Here is an 18,839-nt window from a genome sequence, read left to right as displayed (position 1 = left end):
GCCGGGGGGCCGGGGCCGTTTCGCCCGGTGAGTGGCTGCTTTTCTCGGCAAGCCTTTTTGCCGTTCCCTGGATGAACACCGCTGGAGTACTCCATGAGTCATGCCTTAGGCGCTTCGACCGGCAGCCCCTGGCTGCAACGCTACTATTTGCTCAGGGCGGCGGTTGCGCTGCTGTGGATCGCGCTGGCCCTCGCCCTTGGCCACGCGACGGCTTGGGCGGGGCCGCTCCTGCTCGTCCTCTACCCTGCGTGGGATGCCCTGGCGAACGTCCTCGATGCCCACCAGAGCGGCGGACTGCGGCACAACGCTGGGCAGCGGCTCAACGCCGTCGTCAGTCTGGGCGTCGCGGTGGCGATAGGGCTGGCACTGACGTCTGGCGTGGGCGCCGCGATCGGGGTGTTCGGGGTCTGGGCCATGGCCGCTGGGCTTTTCCAGCTGGCGGTGGCGGTACGACGCTGGCGGACGTCCGCTGGCCAGTGGGCGATGATCCTGAGTGGCGCTCAATCCGCCCTGGCGGGCGGATTCTTCGTGAAGCAGGCAGCTGACGGTGTCCCGCTGGATGTTTCCAGCGTGACGCCTTATGTGGCTTTCGGTGCCTGCTACTTCGGGGTCTCGGCGGCTTGGCTCGCGGTAGCGAGATCGCGGCGGAGCGCGGCCGGCAAGCGAGCCTGATGCGGAGTCGACGCCGGCCCCAACAGTATCGAAGGACTCAGCCGTAGCGCTTGAAGGCCTCGATGGCCAGGCCGTTGCCGATGTTGCCGAAGCGGTCGCCGTCCACCAGGCGGGCGCCGGGGAAGCGCCTGGCGAGGGCCTGGCGCAGCGCCGGGATGCCGCTGGAGCCGCCGGTGAAGAACAGGCTGTCGACCCGCGCCGGATCCAGATCGGCGCGGGCCAGCAGGTCGTCCACGCCACGGCTCAGGCGTTCCAGTTGCAGGGCGATGGCGGCGTCGAACAGCGGCCGTTCCAGATCCGCGGCCAGGCCGGTCTCGATGCGATCCAGGCGCAGGGTGCGGCGCCAGTCGTCGGTCAGGGCGATCTTGGCGTCTTCCACCTGGATCGCCAGCCAGTGGCCGGCGCGCTGTTCGATCAGCTTGAACAGGCGATCCATGCAGCGGGTGTCCTGGGCGTCGTATCTCATGTCGCGCAGGGCCAGCACGCTCTTCTTGGCATAGACGGCGTTGATGGTGTGCCAGGTCGCCAGGTTGATGTAGTGGCTGGTGGGCATGGTGGCGCCGCTCTTCATGGCGCTGCCGTAGCCCAGCAGCGGCATGACCCCTTCCAGACTCAGCTGGCGGTCGAAGTCGGTACCGCCGACGTGCACGCCGCCGGTGGCGAGGATGTCGCCGGCGCGATCGGCCAGGGCACGGCGCTCCGGTGCCAGGCGCACCAGGGAGAAGTCCGAGGTACCACCGCCGATGTCGACGATCAGCACCAGTTCCTCGCGTTCGATGCTGCGCTCGTAGTCGAAGGCGGCGGCGAGGGGTTCGAACTGGAAGGAGATGTCGCTGAAGCCCACCTGGCGCGCCACGGCGGCCAGGGTGTCCTCGGCTTCCTGGTCGGCGACCGGATCGTCATCGACGAAGTGCACCGGACGGCCCATCACCACGGCGTCGAAGGGGCGATCGGCCTGCTGTTCGGCGCGCTGCTTGAGTGTGCCGAGAAACAGGCCGAGCACCTCGGTGAAGGGCAGGGCACTGCCGAGGATGCTGGTCTCGCCCTTGAGCAGGTTGGAGCCGAGCAGACTCTTGAGCGAGCGCAGCAGACGCCCCTCGTAGCCTTCCAGGTATTCGTGCAGCGCCTGGCGGCCATAGGCCGGACGGCGCTCCTCGGCGTTGAAGAAGATCACCGAGGGCAGGGTGGCCTTGCCCTCTTCGAGGGGCAGCAGGACCTCGCCCGAGGGCCTGAACCAGCCGGCGGTGGAGTTGGAGGTACCGAAGTCGAGGCCCAGGGCGCGGGCGGGTAGAGCAGCAGACATGTCAGGATCCGTAACGCGAGCAGCCGCGCAGTTTAGCCGAGACGCGCCTGCAGGCGAACCCTGGCCGGATGCCAGCAGGGTGGGCCCGCGCGTCTGCGGGACCGAAGCGGATGCGAGCTAGTGGCGGCGTCAGCCCCGGCGCGAGCGGTCGCGCGGCTCGTCCAGGGTGCAGACGTCATCCTGGCACCGCCGACTGCCCTCGGGATGGGGCAGCCAGGTCAGACCCGGGCGCAGCTTGAGGAACAGGCGATAGCCCAGTTCCAGCAGGGGCCGCAACGGCCGCCAGGCCAGCGGCCGCGCCCAGTGGCCGAGGCCGGCGGTGCGCCAGCTCCAGTAGGTGGCGTCCAGACCCTTGAACCAGCGGCCGTCGGCATCCCGGGCGTGCAGCAGATCGAGCATGGCCTGGCGCGGTGGCGCATCGACCGGCGCCTGGTTCGGGTAGTCCGGCGCGGCCAGGTCCACCAGGCGCAGTTGGCCGGGGTCGGCATGGCGCCGCAGCCAGGCGATCTCGCGGGCGCACAGCGGGCAGGCGCCGTCGTGAAAGAGGGTCAGGGGCAGGCGGGGTGCGTGCATCTTGAACTTCCCAGGGGTCTTGCCTATCTGGACCGGCAGACCGGGCTGCCGTTGCGCTTTCCGCCGAACGGTAAGCGCAACGGCGCCTCGTGGCGAGTCGGAATCAGAGACGCCGGATCACGGCATTGAAAAAATCTGCGAGCGAGGTCGGTATGGATCTGGGAATCAAGGGGCGCGTCGCCCTTATCACGGGTGCCAGCGGTGGCATGGGTCTGGCCACGGCGAAGCTGCTGGCCGAGGAGGGCGTCAAGCTGGTGCTCTCCGACCTGGAGCAGGGCAAGCTGGAAGAGGCGGCCAAGGGCCTGCCGGGCGATACGCTGCTGATCGCGGCCGACATGACCGACCAGGCCGCGGTGGACCGGCTGGTGGAGCAGGGCGAATCCCGCTTCGGCCAGATCGACATCGTGGTGCACACCGCCGGCGTCACCGGCGCCAAGGGCGATCCCCTGGAACTGGCCGATGCCGACTACGAGGAAGCCTGGGCCACCGACTTCTTTTCCGCCGTGCGCGTAGGTCGCGCCGCCATTCCGCGCATGCGCAAGCGCGGCTGGGGTCGCTTCGTCTGCATCACCTCGGAAAACGCCGTCCAACCCTATTGGGAGGAGGCCGTCTACAACGTGGCCAAGGCGGCCCTGGCCGCCTTCATCAAGAACCTGTCGTACAAGGAAGCGGCCCACGGCGTGCTGTGCAACACCGTGTCCCCCGCCTTCATCGAGACCGGCATGACCGACGGCATGATGGAAAAGCGCGCCGAGGAAAAGGGCGTCTCCTTCGAAGAAGCCATCGAAAGCTTTCTCGACGAAGAGCGGCCCGGCATCGTGCAGAAGCGCCGCGGCAAGGTGGAAGAGGTGGCCGCGGCCATTGCCTTGCTGGTGTCCGAGCGTGCTTCCTTCATCAACGGCAGCAACCTGCGCGTGGATGGGGGCTCGGTCCAGGCGGTGCAGAACTAAGGTTAAAAAGTGCCTGCGCTCGGTGATGCTGCGTTAAAAACCAGCTCGGAATGCTCATTTACTATTTGTAAACTCCGCTTCCTCGCTGGTTTTTGCCTTGCCTGACCTTCGCTCGGCGACCTTTTAGCAAATCCTTATCGAGGCTGGCGGGGCGGCTCCTCGGCCGTCCCGTTTTCCTGCTGGCGGCGCACGGCTTCTTCCAGGGGAATGAATTCCACCTGGCGATCCTTGACCACTGGCGGCAGGGTGATGCCCATGGAGACATAGATGCTGGTGAACATGTCGATGCCCATGTCCGCCGGCTTCACCCAGTCCACCGGGACATAGAGCAGGCCGCCCCCCACGGGAACCGGCGCCGAAGGCACCAGCACGGCGTGATAGTGACGACCCTCGATGTCGATCACCGCCGGATTGGGCAGCAGTGCCAGCACCGCCACGCCCTGACCCCCGAAGAAGCACCACACCGGACTCATGGCGCGGATGTCCGCCCCGCCTTCCTTGCGATCGAGCAACTCGACGAAGCGCTCGGCCATGCCATACAGCTTGCCCACCACCGGAATGCGGCGAAAGGTCATGTCGGCGAACCAGCCCAGCGGCCGACGCAGGCCCAGCTTGACCGCCAGCCCCAGCGGATAGAGCAGCACCAGCAGCAGCAGGGTGCCGAGGCCATAGGCCGCCATGGAATTGCCGACGAAGGGATGACCGACCGCCACGAACAACCGGCCCAGGGTGGTGTTGGGGCCGATCAGGCCATTGAGGAAACTGACGATCCAGCCGATCAGCGCCAGGGTCAGCACCAGTGGCAGGAGCAGCAGCAGGCCTGCCAGCCAGGTGGAGACGATGCTTTCGATACCGCGGCGAACGAAGGGCATGCAAGAACTCGACGGCTAAAGCGCCATTCTATACGGGCCAGGCGCGCTCAGCGTCGGCCTGGACCGACTTTCTGAGCGCGCCGCCGTCATAGCCAGCGGCGATAGAAGGCGGCTTCCTGTTCCAGGGCATCCGCCTGGTTGGCCGCTCGGCGAAAGCCATGGCCTTCGTCGGGATAGCGCCTGACCACCACCGGTATGCCACGCGCCTCCAGCGCGGCCGCCATGGCGTCGGTCTGGGCGGGGACCACCACGGCGTCCTTGAGGCCCTGCAGAAAGATCACCGGCGCCTGGATGCCCTCGGCATGCAGCAGCGGCGTCCGTGCCTCGTAGCGCGCGCGATCGGCCTCGGGATCGCCGATCAGCCAGTCCAGGTAGTCGGCCTCGAACTTGTGGGTGGCCTTGGCCAGCGCCAGGGGATCGCTGACGCCATAGAGGCTGGCGCCGGCGCGAAAGACGTCGCGGAAGGCCAGGGCGCAGAGCACCGTGTAGCCACCGGCGCTGCCGCCACGGATAAAGGCCCGTGTCGGATCCACCAGGCCCTGGGCGCCCAGGTGGTCGACCACCGCGCAGGCGTCCTCGACGTCCACCTCGCCCCAGCGCAGGTGCAGCGCCTGGCGGTAGGCCCGGCCGTGGCCGCTGCTGCCGCGATAGTTGAGATCGGCCACGGCGAAGCCCTGGCGCACCCAGAACTGGATGCGCGCATCGAACACCGGATAGGTGCAGGAGGTGGGACCGCCGTGGATGCTGACCAGCAGCGGCGGCGGGCCCTCGCCGTGCCGCTCCGGCAGATAGAGAAAGCCCTGGGCCTGGCCGTCGCCACTGGGATAGCTCAGCGGCTGGGGGGCGACGATGGCGCTGTCGCCCAGGGGCGCGACGCCGCCGGTGACGATCTCCACCGCGCCGCTCCGGCGATCGATGGTCAGCACCGCCGAGGGGCGCGTGGGCGCCGCAGCGATGCAGTAGCAATGGCTGTCGTCCAGGGCCAGCCCGCGGAAACGGCTGAAGTCCGCGGCCAGGCGGCGGGTCTCGCCCGCTGCCCGGCGCTCGCCGAGCACGCCGAAGCCGTCTTCCTGCCAGGTCGCCAGCCAGCCTTCCGCCGTCGGCAACCAGCTGGCGCCGCCCAGTTGCCAGGGCGCGGCGGCATGATCCGCCGCAGGCGCCTCCTGGGGCGCGAAGCCCGCCGCGGACTCGCACCAGGGCTGCCACCAGCCCTGGCGATCGCTCAGTGCCCAGAGCCGCTGCTCGCTATCGAACAGCGGCTGTTGCAGCGACTCCTCGGGATCGGCCGACACCACGGTGGGCGCACCGGGACGTCCCTCGGCGTCCAGCGTCGCCGTCAGCAGCCGGGTGCAGGTCCAGGGCTGGTGGGGCCTGTCCCACTCGATCCAGGCCAGGCGGCTCCCGTCGGCGCTGGTGCGCGGTGCGGCATAGAAATCCGCACCCTCGGCCAGCACCTGGCGTGCGCCACCGGCACTCAAGGCGACCAGGCGATGGCGCGGCGGCTGCTCGCGGCGATCCTCCTCGACCGCCAGCACCTGCTGCCGGACACCATCCCAGTGCAGATCGCCGTAGCGCCAGGCCTCGCCTCCGGCCAGCCATTCGGGCGCGCCGCCGTCACGCGGCTGGCGATAGACCGCCTGGTCGGCTTCATTGACGAACAGCGGTCCCTGATCGCCCAGGCAGAGGGCGCCGCCGCCGTATTCGTAGACCTTGCTGCGCAGGCTGAACCCCGCCGGCGTGAGGCAGCGCGGCGCGGCGCCGGCCTCGCGGACCCAGAGGCGGGTGGCGCCATCGGTGGGATCGTACTGACTCCAGTAGAGGCCGCTGGCATCGACCTTGAGTTCGGCGAAGTCGATACCGGCGGCAACGGCCTGGGCCGGCGTGAGCGGGGTAGGGGCGGTCATGGCGACTCCAGAGATAGGCACAGCCGTTTAGCCTAGCAGCTGGATGGCGAGGGCTGGGTGAGGGAGGCCACGCCGTTGGGCTTGGCTGCGCTCAACCCGACCTACGAGGCGTGCGCCGCCGCTTTTCCCCTCTCCCCTTGGGAGAGGGCTGGGGTGAGGGGCTGCGGCGCTTTTCCCCCTCTCCCTTTGGGAGAGGGTTGGGGTGAGGGAGCACCCCGTTCTGCACCCGTGCTAAAACAACCCCAGCTGCTCTCCCGGCGGGGCGAACTGGCTGCAGTCCAGGCCTTCGCCCTCGCGGCGCTCCAGGCCGAAGCGGCGGCGTGCCAGGCGAAAGCGCTGGGCCAGGAGCTCGGCGAACTGGCCTTCGCCCTTCATGCGGATGCCGAAGCGACTGTCGTAGTTCTTGCCGCCGCGCGACTGCCGGATCAAGCTCATCACATGGGCAGCACGCTCGGGGAAGTGCGTCTGCAGCCATTCCTCGAACAGCTCGACGATCTCCAGCGGCAGCCGCAACAGCGTGTAGCCGGCCGAGCGGGCGCCGTGGTCGCGGGCCGCCTCCAGCAAGGCTTCGAGTTCATGGTCGTTGATCATGGGAATCATCGGCGCCAGCAGGGCGCTCACCGGCACCCCGTGCTCGTGCAGGGTGCGCATGGCGCGCAGCCGGGCCTGGGGCGCCGCGGTGCGGGGTTCGAGGATGCGCTTGAGGTCATCATCCAGCGTGGTGAGGCTGAAGGCCACCCGCACCAGGTTGCGCTCGGCCAGCTGCACCAGCAGATCCAGGTCGCGCAGGATCAGCGCGCTCTTGGTGATGAGGGTCACCGGATGGCGATAGCGCAGCAGGATCTCCAGCGCCTGGCGCGTCAGCTGGTATTGCCGCTCGATGGGCTGGTAGCCGTCGGTGTTGATGCCCAGGGCTATGGGCTGCGGCTGGTAGCCCGGCTTGCTCAGCTCCGCCTCCAGCCGCTCGGCCAGATTGGTCTTGGCGATCAGCTGGGTCTCGAAATCGATGCCGGGCGAGAGGTCCCAGTAGGCGTGGGAGGGGCGGGCGAAACAGTAGATGCAGCCATGCTCGCAGCCGCGATAGGGATTCACCGAGCGATCAAAGCCGACGTCCGGCGACTGGTTGCGGCTGATCACCGTCTTGGCCGTTTCCTGGCGGACGGCGGTGGTAAAGGTCAGCGGGGTGGCTTCCTCGTACCAGCCATCGTGCTCGGCCTCGCTTCGGGTGGCGGCAAAGCGATTGTGAGGATTGCTGGCGGTGCCACGACCCCGTGGCGGGCGCTGGGGCTGGGTCATGTCGAGGCCTCTTGGCTGTATCTTTGTACAGTATAAGGCCTGGGCGATCCGGGCAAGCGACAGCGGTCGGCTGGGCGGGCGGAACGGCCACCCGCCCAGCCGCGAACCGGCGCCCTACAGCACCGAGATCGGGTAGTTGAGGATGATGCGGTTCTCGTCGAAGGAGCCGCTGGCACTGTAGTCGCGTCTCATGCTGGAGTTGCGCCAGCGGATCAGCAGCTTCTTCAGCGGCCCGCTCTGCACTTCGTATTGCACCTCGGATTCGCGACCCCATTCCTTGCCGTCGGTGATGCTGCCGGTGTGCACGTTGTCGCCGCTGAGGTAGCGATTCATCAGGGTCAGACCCGGCACGCCGAAGGCGGCGAAGTTGTGGTCGTAGCGCACCTGCCAGGAGCGTTCCCGCGCGTTGTCGTAGCTGGAGTTGTAGCTGTCGTTGGCCAGGGTGCCGCCGCTGGTGCCGTTGACCCTCATCCAGGCGCTGTCGCCACTGACGCGCTGCAGGCCGACATAGAAGGTGCCGCCGCCCTGCTTGGCCGAGAGCAGCGCATAGGCGGTGCGGTTGTCCAGGGCACCGGCGCGGGCCGAACCGTCGTCGTCGCCGATGAAGTAGCCGAGGTTGGCGCCCAGGGTCCAGCTGCCCAGCGGCTGGTAGTGGATCAGGTTGATGAATTTCTGGTGGTAGATGTCTTCGAGCTGGGCGTACCAGAGGCCGATCTGGGTACGCTTCTCGTTGAACCTGTATTCGCCACCGACGAAGTTGAAGCGGTCGGAGGTGGCATTGGCGCGGCCCTGCATGAACATGTCTTCCATGCTGGCGTCGTTGCGCGGGCTGTTCTGCCGCATCTGGCCGCCCCAGAGTTCCAGGTTCTGGATCTCGGTGGAGTGGATCTGCGCGCCCTGGAAGGTCTGCGGCAGCGAGCGGCCGTCGTCGGACCTGAGGATCGGCAGCACGGCGAACCACTCGCCGACCTTGATATCGGTCTTGGAGACCTTGGCCTTGGCGGCCACCGCCAGGCGCCCGAAATCCTTGGCCGGCTCGTTGCCGGCATGGATCGGCAGCAGCTGGGTGCCATAGGTGCCGGCGCCACCGTCGAGCTTGACCGAATAGAGCCCCAGGGCATCGATGCCGAAGCCCACCGGCCCCTGGGTGTAGCCGGAGGTCAGGCCGAAGATGAAGCTCTGGGTCCATTCCTCGGCCTTGTTCTGCGCGGTGTAGGCCGGATCGACGAAGTTGCGATTGAAGTAGAAGTTGCGCAGGTTGAGATTGGCCTTGGTGCCTTCGATGAAGCCGTCCGCGGCCCACAGCGGCGTGGTGCTGGCGAGGGCGGCAAGGGCGGCGCAGGCACGGGCGAGCCGGCCGGAAGCGAGTCGAGTGCTCATGGTGTTCCTTGTTCTTGTAGGTAAGGGGTGCCCTGCCGGCGCGGGGGCGGCATCTGACGAGGGCGGGTCGGGCGGTGAGGCGAGGGACGGCTAGGAGGGTGCAGGCGACATGGGGGATTCCTTTCTTATTTGAATTATCGGAAAGCAGCGACCGAGGCGTTCGGCTGAGTAGTTATATGACAACGTATGTCTTGCGGCAAGGCTACCAAGGTAGCAGGGCGGAGCCCTCGCCAGGCGAGGGCTCGCGAGGGGTCAGACGCTGGCCTTGAGGCTGTCCTGGCGGGCCGTGTCGTAGGAGTGCTTGTCCATCTGCAGGGCGCCTGGCTTGCCCAGGTCGCTCATGGGCACCCGGTAGGTCTCCGGCGACAGGTAGGCCGCCAGGGCCGACAGGCAGGTCACGCCGAAGGCCAGGCCGCCGACCACCAGCCAGATGTTCTCGGTGCCAGGCGGGGCGACCAGGGTGAACAGCGCCGGCAGCATGGCGGTGAACATGGTGCCGATGTTCTGGGCGATGGCCATGGCCGAGACGCGATAGCGGGTCTGGAACTGCTCCGGGTAGAAGCTCGGGAACACGGCGTTGTAGCCCTGGTAGACCACGCCCCACATCAGCAGCGACATGACGAAGGCCAGCGGCAGGTTGTGGATGCTGATGGCGTAGAGGTAACCGAAGGCCAGCAGACCCGAACCCAGGGCGCCGCCGATCATGGTCGGCCGGCGGCCGATGCGATCGGAGAGGTTGCCGACGAAGGGGATCACCAGCACGGCGACGATGTTGCCCACCACCGGTATCCACAGGTAGACGCTCTTGTCGAAGCCGATGCCGTAGGCCGGCTGCACCGCATAGGCGGCGCCAAAGATGGTGGCCACCACCGGGATGACGTTCATCAGCGCCATCAGCGCGACCAGGATCATGGCCTTCCAGCTGGTGCTCAGGGCTTCGCCGATGGGCGAGCGCCGGGCCACGCTGGCGGTCTCGGTCTTGGCTTCTTCCTTGACGAAGGCGGGCGTCTCATGGACCTCGCGGCGGATGATGAAACCGGCCAGCAGGACGAAGGCGCTGAGCAGGAAGGGAATGCGCCAGCCCCAGCTGTTGAAGGCGTCGGCGGGCATGAAGTAGGCCAGCGGCAGGAAGATCGCCGCGGCCATCACCTGGCCGGCCTGGACGCCCTGCAGGGTAAAGCTCGCATAGTAGCCACGCCGGCCGAAGGGGGCGTGTTCGAGCACCATGGAGCTGGCCCCGGAGATCTCGCCGGCCACGGCGAACCCCTGGATCAGGCGCAGCACCACCAGCAGGATGGGCGCGAGGATACCGATCTGGTGGTAGGTGGGCAGCAGGCCCACGGCCATGGTGGCGATGCCCATGAGGAACATGCACAGCAGCAGGACGTTCTTGCGGCCGCGGGTATCGCCCCAGTGACCGAGCACGAAGGCACCGACCGGACGGGCCAGATAGCCCACGCCATAGGTGGCGAGGGAGGCGACGATGGCCATCTTGGGATCGCTGGAGGGGAAGAAGATCTGCGGGAAGATCAGCGCCGCCGCCTGGGCGTAGATGAAGAAGTCGTAGTATTCCAGCGCCGAGCCGATCCAGCCGCTGGCAGTGGCTTTCTTGGCTTGGGAGCCGGGGGTGGGGGAGGCGGTAGTGGCCATGGTTGTCTCCGGAATTTTATTGTCAGGCCAGGAGGGTTTCAGCGCCGCGCACGAACTCGCTCGGGTCGCGGGAGCCGAAGATGGAAAGGACGGGAGGACCTAGCCTGGCCGTCGCCGGCTGCGCGTGGTAGGGCTGCAGACGAGACGGGGGACGCAGGATAACGTGGATAGCTGGGGCATGGACGCACACTCTTGTTTGTCTTGTTATGGTCGACGCGGCGGAAGCGACGAGCGCTGGGCTCTAAGATCATAGTGCGAGGCGCTAACGGGACTGGTCAATTCGCCGGAAGCCCAACTGTTCGATCAGCGAACAGAAACTAACCGGTTCGTACATAATCCATTGTTGGGTCGCCGGGCGCCACGAATAATCGGCACCAGACCCGACAGATCCGTGTCACCCCGCCCTGGCCCAGCCCGCGGAGTGGCCGTTCAACACAGGAGCACCGGCATGCAGCGTTCCATCGCGACCGTATCCATCAGCGGCACCCTGACCGAAAAGCTCGAGGCCATCGCCGCGGCGGGCTTCGACGGTGTGGAGATCTTCGAGAACGACCTGCTGTATTCCGGTGCCAGTCCGCGGGAGATCCGCCAGCGCGCCCAGGACCTGGGGCTGGCGATCACTCTGTTCCAGCCGTTCCGCGACTTCGAAGGCAATCGCCGCGAGCGGCTGCAGCGCAATCTCGACCGCGCCGAGCGCAAGTTCGACCTCATGCAGGAGCTGGGCACCGACCTCATCCTGGTGTGCAGCAACACCGCCGCCGACAGCCTCGGCGACGAGCGCCTGATCGCCGACGACCTGCAGCTGCTGGCCGAGCGCGCCGCCCCGCGTGGCCTGCGCATCGGCTACGAAGCCCTCGCCTGGGGGCGTCACGTCAACACCTGGCAGCAGGTCTGGCGGCTGGTGAAGGCGGTCGATCATCCCAATCTCGGCGTGCTGCTCGACAGCTTCCACACCCTGTCCATTGGTGGTGATCCGGCGGGCATCGCGCAGATCCCGGGGGACAAGATCTTTTTCGTGCAGATGGCCGATGCGCCCGTGCTGCAGATGGACGTGCTGGAGTGGAGTCGGCATTTCCGCTGCTTCCCGGGGCAGGGCGAATTCGACCTGGCCGGTTTCCTCGCGCCCATCCTGCAGACCGGCTACCAGGGGCCGCTGTCACTGGAGATCTTCAACGACGGCTTCCGCGCCGCCCAGACCCGCGCCACCGCCGCCGATGGCCTGAGGTCCCTGCTCTACCTGGAGGAGCAGACCGCCGCGCGACTGCAGCGCGAAGAGAGCCCGGTGGCAGCGCCGCTGTTCGCCCCGCCCGAGGCGCCGCGCCTGGAGGGCACCGAATTCCTCGAATTCGCCGTGGACGACGGCCATGGCGCCGACCTGGCGGGCTGGCTAGGCAAACTGGGCTTTGCCCGGGCCGGCCGGCACCGCTCCAAGAACGTCACCCTGCTGCGCCAGGGCGAGATCAACCTGGTGCTCAATGCCGAACCCTATTCCTTCGGCCACAACTTCTTCGAGGCCCACGGCCCCTCGCTGTGCGCCATGGCCCTGCGCGTGCCGGACAGCCAGGCCGCCCTGGAGCGCGCCCAGCAGTACCGGGCGCAGCCCTATCGCGGCCTGGTCGGTCCCAACGAGCGGGAGATCCCGGCGGTGCGGGCGCCCGATGGCAGCCTGATCTATCTCGCCGATCGTGGCGCCGACGGCCGCAGTCTCTATGACACCGACTTCGACGTCAGCGCCGGCGCCAGCGGCGGCCTCGGCCTGACGCACGTCGACCACGTGGCCATCGCCCTGCCGGCCGATGCCCTGGACAGCTGGGTGCTGTTCTACAAGAGCCTGTTCGATTTCAGCGCCGACGACGAGGTGGTGGTCCCGGACCCCTATGGCCTGGTCAAGAGTCGCGCCCTGAAGAATCGCGAGAGCAGCGTGCGCCTGGCGCTGAACATCTCGGAGAATCGCAACACCGCCATCGCCCGGGCGCTGTCCAGTTATCGCGGCTCGGGTGTGCACCACATCGCCTTCGCCTGCCAGGACATCTTCCAGGCGGTGGAGCAGGCCAAGGCCGCCGGGGTGCCCCTGCTGGAGATCCCGATGAACTACTACGACGACCTGGGGGCGCGCTTCGATTTCGACGACGACTTCCTCAGTCGGCTGGCCTACTACAACGTCCTCTACGACCGCGATGCCCAGGGCGGCGAGCTGTTCCACGTCTACACCGAGTCCTTCGCCGACCGCTTCTTTTTCGAAATCCTGCAGCGCAAGGATTACAGTGGCTACGGCGCCGCCAACAGCCCGGTCCGCCTGGCGGCCATGCTCCAGGCGCGCCAGGGTCGCCCGGCGCCCCTGGAATTCTGAGCCAGGCGGGCACCCCGGGGTGCCCGCGCCTCTCCTCCGACAAGAGTCAGCCCGATGCAGGACACCCCGGCGCTCGCGCCCACGCTGCGTACCCCGCGCAAGAACAATCCCGAGAAGACCCGCCAGGCCATCCTCGCCGCCGCCGTGGCCGAGTTCGCCGACCTGGGCCTGAGCGGCGCGCGGGTGGACGCCATCGCCGAGCGCACCCACACCTCCAAGCGGATGATCTACTACTACTTCGGCAGCAAGGAGCAGCTCTACCTGACGGTGCTGGAAAAGCTCTACAGCGACGTGCGCGGCAACGAGGCCGAACTGCCGCTGGACCGCCTGCCGCCACTGGAGGCGATCCGCACCCTGGCGGAATTCCTTTTCGAGCATCACCGCAGTCACGACGACTTCATCCGCGTGGTGAGCATCGAGAACATCCACCGCGGTCGCCATCTGGCCCAGTCCGAGACCATCTCCAGCCTCAACTCCTCGGCGCTGGAAGCCCTGCGCCGCATCCTCGCCCGCGGCGAAGCCAGCGGCGAGATCCGCAACGGGCTGGACGCGGTGGACGTGCACCTGCTGATGTGTTCGTTCTGCTTCTACCGCGTCTCCAACCGCCACACCTTCGGCCGCATCCACGACATCGACATGGAAGAACCGGCGGTGCTGCGCCGCCACAAGACCATGATCGGCGATGCCATGGTGCGCTACCTGCAGCCGTAGGACCTCCAGGCGACCCTCACCCCGGCCCTCTCCCAGGGGGAGAGGGGGCGTCTGACCGAGGTCTCCAGTCGCTGCCTGGATTCGTAGGGTGGAAAACCGCGTAGCGTTTTCCACGCGGCTACCCGAGCAATCTTCTCTCGGAGAGAGGGCAAGCCTCGTAGGTTGGGTTGAGACGGCTTCATCGTCGAAGCCCAACGCTGCCAGATACCTCACGTCGGGCTTCGCTGCGCTCAACCCAACCTACGGACTTAACCCCTCTCCCTCGGGGAGAGGGCCGGGGTGAGGGCAAACCCATTCACCCCAGCCAAAACCCTTAGAGCACCGGCATCCCGCCCGTCACCGGCAGCATTGCGCCGGAGATGTAGCTGCCTTCGTCCGAGGCCAGCAGCACATAGGCCGGGGCCAGCTCCACCGGCTGGCCGGCGCGACCAAGAGGGGTACTGGCGCCGAATTGCTCAGGTTCGTCGGGCTTCATGGTGCTGACGATCAGCGGCGTCCAGATCGGGCCGGGGGCCACGCTGTTGGCGCGGATACCCTTGTCGCCGAGCAGTTGCGCCAGGCCCGCGGTGAAGTTGGCGATGGCGCCCTTGGTCGCCGAATAGGCCAGCAGGGTCGGCGGGGCGATGTCGGCGTTGATCGAGGCGGTGTTGATGATGGAGCCGCCGCGCGGCATGTGCTTCACCGCCGCCTGGGTGATGCGGAACATGGCGTGGATGTTCACGTTGAAGGTATGCACCCATTCCTCGTCGGGAATCTCGTCGAGACTGTCGCGCACCTGCTGGAAGGCGGCGTTGTTGACCAGCACGTCGATGCGGCCAAAAGCCTCGACGGTTTTCTGCACCACGTCCAGGCAGGTCTGGCGGTCGACCAGATCGCCGGGCAGCAGGACGGCCTGGCGCCCGGCCTCGGTGACCAGGCGGGCGGTCTCCTGGGCATCCTCGTGCTCGTCCAGGTAGGCGATGGCGACATCGGCGCCCTCACGGGCGAAGGCGATGGCCACGGCGCGGCCGATACCGCTGTCGGCACCGGTGATCAGCGCCGCCTTGCCCTTGAGGCGACCCGAGCCGCGATAGGTTGCGGCGCCGCTGTCGGGCAGCGGATCCATGCGCGCTTCGGAGCCGGGAAAGGTCTGGGGTTGGGGTTTCAGCGGGGGCTTGGGATAATCGCTCATGGGGACTCCTTGAAGGTCAGTGAGCTTGCAGTTCAGGAAGAACATTCGATACCCAGGTCGGCCATGACCGCAGGGCCGTAGCCGGCGGCGGCCAGGGGCGCCTGGATGTCCTGGTGCAGATCCGGCACGTAGCCGATCAGCAGGTCGGCCGGGCCGCTCAGGCGGACTTCGCCGAGCGCGGCCGGTAGCAGCAGGGATTCGGCGGCGCCGAGCATGCCGCTCCAGCCAGGCGCCTCCAGCCGTACCGGGCGCCCGACGTTGCTCAGCAGGCGGGCGCTGGAGAAGCCATAGTCCAGCGGCGGCGCGCCGGCGCCGGCCAGCCGCCAGCGTTCCAGGGCGAAGTGCCGGCAGGCGGTGCACAGCAGGCGGTCGTGCCCATCGCCCAGGGGCAGGCGCAGACCGGGGGTGACCCGCGGATCGGCGTTCAGATCCAGTTCGTCCAGCAGGGCCTCAATGCCGGCGCGCCAGTCGGCATGGGGCAGCGGCTCGCCATCGGTCATCCGCCAGGGCATGGCCTGCTGCTGGATGTCCGAGGTCTGCTCGATCTCGTAGATCAGGGTGCCGGGACCGAAGCTATGCAGGGTGCCGCCGGGGATGAAGAAGGTCTCGCCGGCGCGCACCGGCAGGCGCCGCATGACGGCGTCGTAGTCCTGCCGCAGCAGGGCGTCGCGCACGCGCTCGCGACTCTGGCCGGGCTTGAGGCCCACCAGGGCGGTGGCGCCCGGTTCGGCCCAGAGGATGTGCCAGGCCTCGGTCTTGCCGTTGGGCTGGCATTCCAGGCGCCGGGCGGTGGCGTCATCGGCGTGCAGGTGCACCGGCAGGCGCCCGCTGCCGTCGATGAACTTGGTCAGCAGGGGAAACCAGGGACCCTGCCAGCCGGGCGCGACCAGTTGTTCGGGATAGGCCTGCACCACGTCATGCAGGCTCTGGCCGGCGAGGGGACCGTCGAGCACCGTGGCACTGCTGCCCGGTACGTCGCTGATTTCCCAGGTCTCGGCGATGCGGCCCGGGGGCAGGCCACGCTTGCCGAGGCGCTCGGCGATCTCGTGACCGCCGAACACATGGGTGCGCAAGGGGGTGGAAAGGCGCAGGGGTTGGCCGAGCATCGGGGGACTCCAGCGGCAAGAAAGGCGCCCCGGCCCGGGCCGGGGCAGAGAACACTCAGAGAATCGGCTTGCCGCCGGTGACGGCGATGCGCGCGCCCGAGGTGTAGCTGGATTCGTCGGAGGCCAGCATCACGTAGACCGGCGCCAGTTCCACCGGCTGGCCGGGGCGGCCGAGCGGGGTGTTGCCACCGAATTCCTTGACCTGCTCCGGCGGCATGGTGGCCGGGATCAGCGGGGTCCAGACGGGGCCGGGGGCCACGCTGTTGGCGCGGATGCCCTTTTCGCCAAGCAGTTGCGCCAGGCCCGCGGTGAAGTTGGCGATGGCGCCCTTGGTGGTGGCATAGGCCAGCAGCGTCGGCCGCGGCATGTCCGAATTCACCGAGGTGGTGTTGATGATGGAGCCACCCTGGCCCATATGCTTCACCGCGGCCTGGGTGATGCGAAACATGGCGGTGATGTTCACATCGAAGGTGTAGACCCACTCGTCGTCGGGAATCTCGTCGAGGGTCTCGTGGGTCATCTGGAAGGCGGCGTTGTTGACCAGCACATCGATCCGGCCAAAGGCCGCCACGGTCTTGTCCACCACCGCCAGGCACTGCTCGCGCTGGGACAGGCAACCCGGCAGCAGCAGGGCCTCGCGGCCGGCTTCACGCACCAGGCGGGCGGTGTCCTCGGCGTCTTCGTGCTCGTTCAGGTAGCTGATGGCGACGTCGGCGCCCTCGCGGGCGAAGGCGATGGCCACGGCGCGGCCGATGCCGCTGTCGCCACCGGTGATCAGCGCCTTCTTGCCGGCCAGACGGCCGGAACCCTTGTAGCTTTGCTCACCGCAATCCGGGACCGGATTCATGCGCGATTGCAGGCCGGGAACGGCTTGCTGCTGTTCGGGCATCGGGGCTTTGGGAAAATCGGTCATGAAAGAATCCTCGTCGCTCGTGTGACTTTTGCGGGCCTGTCAGTACCGACAGGCCACAAGCGGCGAGGGTTCGAGACCCGGGACGGGCGGTGTAGCGGCGCTAGCGGGGTGCCGGTTCGGCCCAGCGCGGCGGCACCGTGGGCTGCCAGGCGGCGAGGGCGTCTAGCAGGGCGGTTGGCGAAGCCTCCACCTGCAGCATGGCGCGGTGCGGCGCGGCGACGAAGCCCTGGGCGACCAGGTGATCGAGGAAGCCCTCCAGCTGGGCATAGAAGCCGTCGACCTCCAGCAGGCCCATCGGCTTGGCGTGATAGCCGAGCTGGCCCCAGGTCCAGACCTCGAAGAGTTCTTCCAGGGTGCCCAGGCCGCCGGGGAGGGCGATGAAGGCATCGGCCAACTCCGCCATCCGCGCCTTGCGCGCATGCATGCCGTCGACCACTTCCAGGCGGGTGCAACCGGTATGGCCCAGCTCGGCGGTCTTGAGACTCTGGGGAATGATGCCGATGACTTCGCCACCGGCGGCCAGGGCGGCATCGGCGACCACGCCCATCAGGCCGACCTTGCCACCGCCGTAGACCAGGGTGAGGCCGCGCTCGGCGAGGGTCCGCCCGAGGTGTGCGGCCGCTTCGGCAAAGACCGGTGAGGCGCCGGGCTTGGCACCACAGAAGACACAGACGGTTTTCAGCGACATGGGGACTCCTAGGCAGGCAAAACGCCTAGCCTAGCTGCCCGTCACCCGTGATCAAAGCACCGTCATCGCGCGAGGAAAGCCTCTTCCGGCGCATTGCCGCTGGCGGCCTGGGCATAGCTGGCAAACAACTCGTGCAGCAGGGCGGTAAGGGTCATGGCGGGCGTCCTTGGCTGGCGGGTGATGAAGGGATAGTACCCAGAGGTAAGGCCCAGCGACCTGGCAAAGGTTTCGATGGAGGCGATAGAGCGAAGCCGCTCCCTTGCCATGGCCGCTGGAACCCGCCACCCTCGCATCGGTCTGACTGGCGACTTTCACGCATCCGGAGGGTTCATGAAATCCACGTTTTTCGCCGCCGCGCTGTTCGCCCTGGGAAGTACCGGCGCCTGGGCCGCCGACAGCTGTACCACCCAGATCGAAGCCGGCGACCAGATGACCTACAGCCGCGCTTCCATCCAGGTCCCGGCCTCGTGCAAGACCTTTACCGTGGAGTTGATCCACAACGGCAGCCTGCCCAAGAACGTCATGGGCCATAACTGGGTGCTGACCCGCTCCACCGACGCCTCGGCCGTCGACGCCGCCGGCATGAATGCGGGCGAAGCCAAGGGCTATCTGCCCGAGGGCGACGAACGCATCATCGCCCATACCAAGATGTTGGGTGGTGGCGAGAAGGATTCCGTGACCTTCGATACCGGGGCCCTGGAAGCCGGCAAGGAATACACCTTCTTCTGCTCCTTCCCGGGGCATTTCGGCTCCATGCGCGGGGTGTTGCAGCGCGGGTAAGGAGAAGGTTGGGTTGTGGCGGTCGACCGTCGCAATCCGACCTCTTGAGCAGAAGACGCCTGGAGATTGGGTTGAGCGTTAGCGAGGCCCAACGTTGCAGGGCTCACGCTTGTTTAGTAGGTGCCATGGCTGCTTATTGAGTGCTTGGAGAGTTTTTGTTTCGCCCACCCGGGCGAGTTACTTTTTGCAATCGCGGCTGCGCGCCCCGCAAAAAAGTAACCAAAAACGCTTGCCCCACCATCCGGCCTTTCGCTTCGCTCCAGGTCCGCTCACGCCAGCGCCGTTCCGGGGTCGGTCCAGATGGGCCGTCCATGGCCCACTGGACCTCTCGCCGCATCCATGCGGCTCGACCCACTCCACGACCCTGGCGTTCGCCCTGCTGAATGGGCGATTCGCCAGCCTGAAATTATTGGTTGAATAACCCGTAACCCGTAGCGTGGACAACGGCGAAGCCTTGTCCACTGTCGGCGATCAAGCTCAGACGTCGTCCTTGAGCTATTGGAATCGCGGTCATGGACCG

16 protein-coding genes are annotated in these 18,839 nt (G+C 67.4%); 5 read left to right on the top strand and 11 right to left on the bottom strand.

What is annotated here, in order from left to right; genetic code table 11:
• Positions 1-93 precede the first annotated feature (93 nt).
• Positions 94-672 carry a DUF308 domain-containing protein gene (locus QKY98_RS01380; RefSeq protein WP_284670220.1) on the top strand — a complete coding sequence of 193 codons (579 nt, stop codon included), beginning with the start codon at positions 94-96 and terminating at the stop codon, positions 670-672.
• 37 nt (positions 673-709) lie between these two features.
• Here QKY98_RS01380 and QKY98_RS01375 read toward each other — a convergent pair whose 3' ends face one another.
• Together QKY98_RS01375 and QKY98_RS01370 are read right to left on the bottom strand one after the other, a co-directional pair.
• On the bottom strand, positions 710-1,975 hold the full coding sequence (locus QKY98_RS01375; protein WP_074585064.1) for an Hsp70 family protein: 1,266 nt from the start codon (positions 1,973-1,975) through the stop codon (positions 710-712).
• A gap of 129 nt (positions 1,976-2,104) precedes the next feature.
• Positions 2,105-2,548 (bottom strand): thiol-disulfide oxidoreductase DCC family protein, encoded by a 444-nt coding sequence (locus QKY98_RS01370; protein WP_074585065.1) that lies wholly within the window; start codon positions 2,546-2,548, stop codon positions 2,105-2,107.
• Positions 2,549-2,700: 152 nt separating this feature from the next.
• Between QKY98_RS01370 and QKY98_RS01365 the strand changes: the two genes are divergently transcribed.
• Complete coding sequence (locus QKY98_RS01365; RefSeq protein ID WP_027600025.1) at positions 2,701-3,498, top strand: SDR family NAD(P)-dependent oxidoreductase; 798 nt, start codon at positions 2,701-2,703, stop codon at positions 3,496-3,498.
• Positions 3,499-3,632: 134 nt separating this feature from the next.
• On the opposite strand, the gene QKY98_RS01360 is transcribed toward QKY98_RS01365, so the two are convergent.
• The 5 genes from QKY98_RS01360 to QKY98_RS01340 all read right to left on the bottom strand — a co-directional run bounded on the left by QKY98_RS01360 (position 3,633) and on the right by QKY98_RS01340 (position 10,600).
• Complete coding sequence (locus QKY98_RS01360; RefSeq protein WP_284670219.1) at positions 3,633-4,370, bottom strand: DUF502 domain-containing protein; 738 nt, start codon at positions 4,368-4,370, stop codon at positions 3,633-3,635.
• An 86-nt stretch (positions 4,371-4,456) separates the two neighbouring features.
• On the bottom strand, positions 4,457-6,274 hold the full coding sequence (locus QKY98_RS01355; protein WP_284670218.1) for an alpha/beta hydrolase family protein: 1,818 nt from the start codon (positions 6,272-6,274) through the stop codon (positions 4,457-4,459).
• A 231-nt stretch (positions 6,275-6,505) separates the two neighbouring features.
• Positions 6,506-7,570, bottom strand: coding sequence for a PA0069 family radical SAM protein (locus tag QKY98_RS01350; protein ID WP_027600962.1), 1,065 nt, complete (start codon positions 7,568-7,570; stop codon positions 6,506-6,508).
• 114 nt (positions 7,571-7,684) lie between these two features.
• Positions 7,685-8,950, bottom strand: coding sequence for an OprD family porin (locus QKY98_RS01345; protein ID WP_284670217.1), 1,266 nt, complete (start codon positions 8,948-8,950; stop codon positions 7,685-7,687).
• 252 nt (positions 8,951-9,202) lie between these two features.
• Complete coding sequence (locus tag QKY98_RS01340) at positions 9,203-10,600, bottom strand: MFS transporter (RefSeq protein ID WP_044342971.1); 1,398 nt, start codon at positions 10,598-10,600, stop codon at positions 9,203-9,205.
• A 448-nt stretch (positions 10,601-11,048) separates the two neighbouring features.
• Here QKY98_RS01340 and quiC point away from each other — a divergent pair, with 448 nt between their 5' ends.
• Positions 11,049-12,950, top strand: coding sequence for a 3-dehydroshikimate dehydratase QuiC (gene quiC / locus QKY98_RS01335; protein WP_144948080.1), 1,902 nt, complete (start codon positions 11,049-11,051; stop codon positions 12,948-12,950).
• Positions 12,951-13,004: 54 nt separating this feature from the next.
• Positions 13,005-13,661 (top strand): TetR/AcrR family transcriptional regulator, encoded by a 657-nt coding sequence (locus QKY98_RS01330; RefSeq protein ID WP_027600959.1) that lies wholly within the window; start codon positions 13,005-13,007, stop codon positions 13,659-13,661.
• 313 nt (positions 13,662-13,974) lie between these two features.
• Here the strand turns inward: QKY98_RS01330 and QKY98_RS01325 are convergent, their stop codons facing one another.
• The 4 genes from QKY98_RS01325 to QKY98_RS01310 form a co-directional block, all read right to left on the bottom strand.
• Complete coding sequence (locus QKY98_RS01325; protein WP_077171494.1) at positions 13,975-14,832, bottom strand: glucose 1-dehydrogenase; 858 nt, start codon at positions 14,830-14,832, stop codon at positions 13,975-13,977.
• 32 nt (positions 14,833-14,864) lie between these two features.
• A complete protein-coding gene (locus QKY98_RS01320) occupies positions 14,865-15,938 on the bottom strand; it encodes a class I mannose-6-phosphate isomerase (protein ID WP_284670216.1) in 1,074 nt (357 codons plus the stop codon).
• 55 nt (positions 15,939-15,993) lie between these two features.
• Positions 15,994-16,851, bottom strand: coding sequence for an SDR family oxidoreductase (locus QKY98_RS01315; RefSeq protein ID WP_241809626.1), 858 nt, complete (start codon positions 16,849-16,851; stop codon positions 15,994-15,996).
• Between the two features lie 100 nt (positions 16,852-16,951).
• Positions 16,952-17,539, bottom strand: a complete 588-nt coding sequence (locus QKY98_RS01310; RefSeq protein ID WP_044342968.1) for a cytokinin riboside 5'-monophosphate phosphoribohydrolase — start codon at positions 17,537-17,539, stop codon at positions 16,952-16,954.
• 330 nt (positions 17,540-17,869) lie between these two features.
• On the opposite strand from QKY98_RS01310, the gene azu reads away from it, so the two are divergent.
• Entirely contained in the window at positions 17,870-18,319 is a 450-nt protein-coding gene (gene azu / locus QKY98_RS01305) for an azurin (RefSeq protein WP_150339681.1), read from the top strand.
• Positions 18,320-18,839 lie beyond the last annotated feature (520 nt).

It is taken from the genome of Pseudomonas sp. HR1, from assembly GCF_030175875.1.
Classification (GTDB): domain Bacteria; phylum Pseudomonadota; class Gammaproteobacteria; order Pseudomonadales; family Pseudomonadaceae; genus Chryseomonas; species Chryseomonas oryzihabitans.
This window is presented reverse-complemented; position numbering and strand designations above follow the sequence as displayed.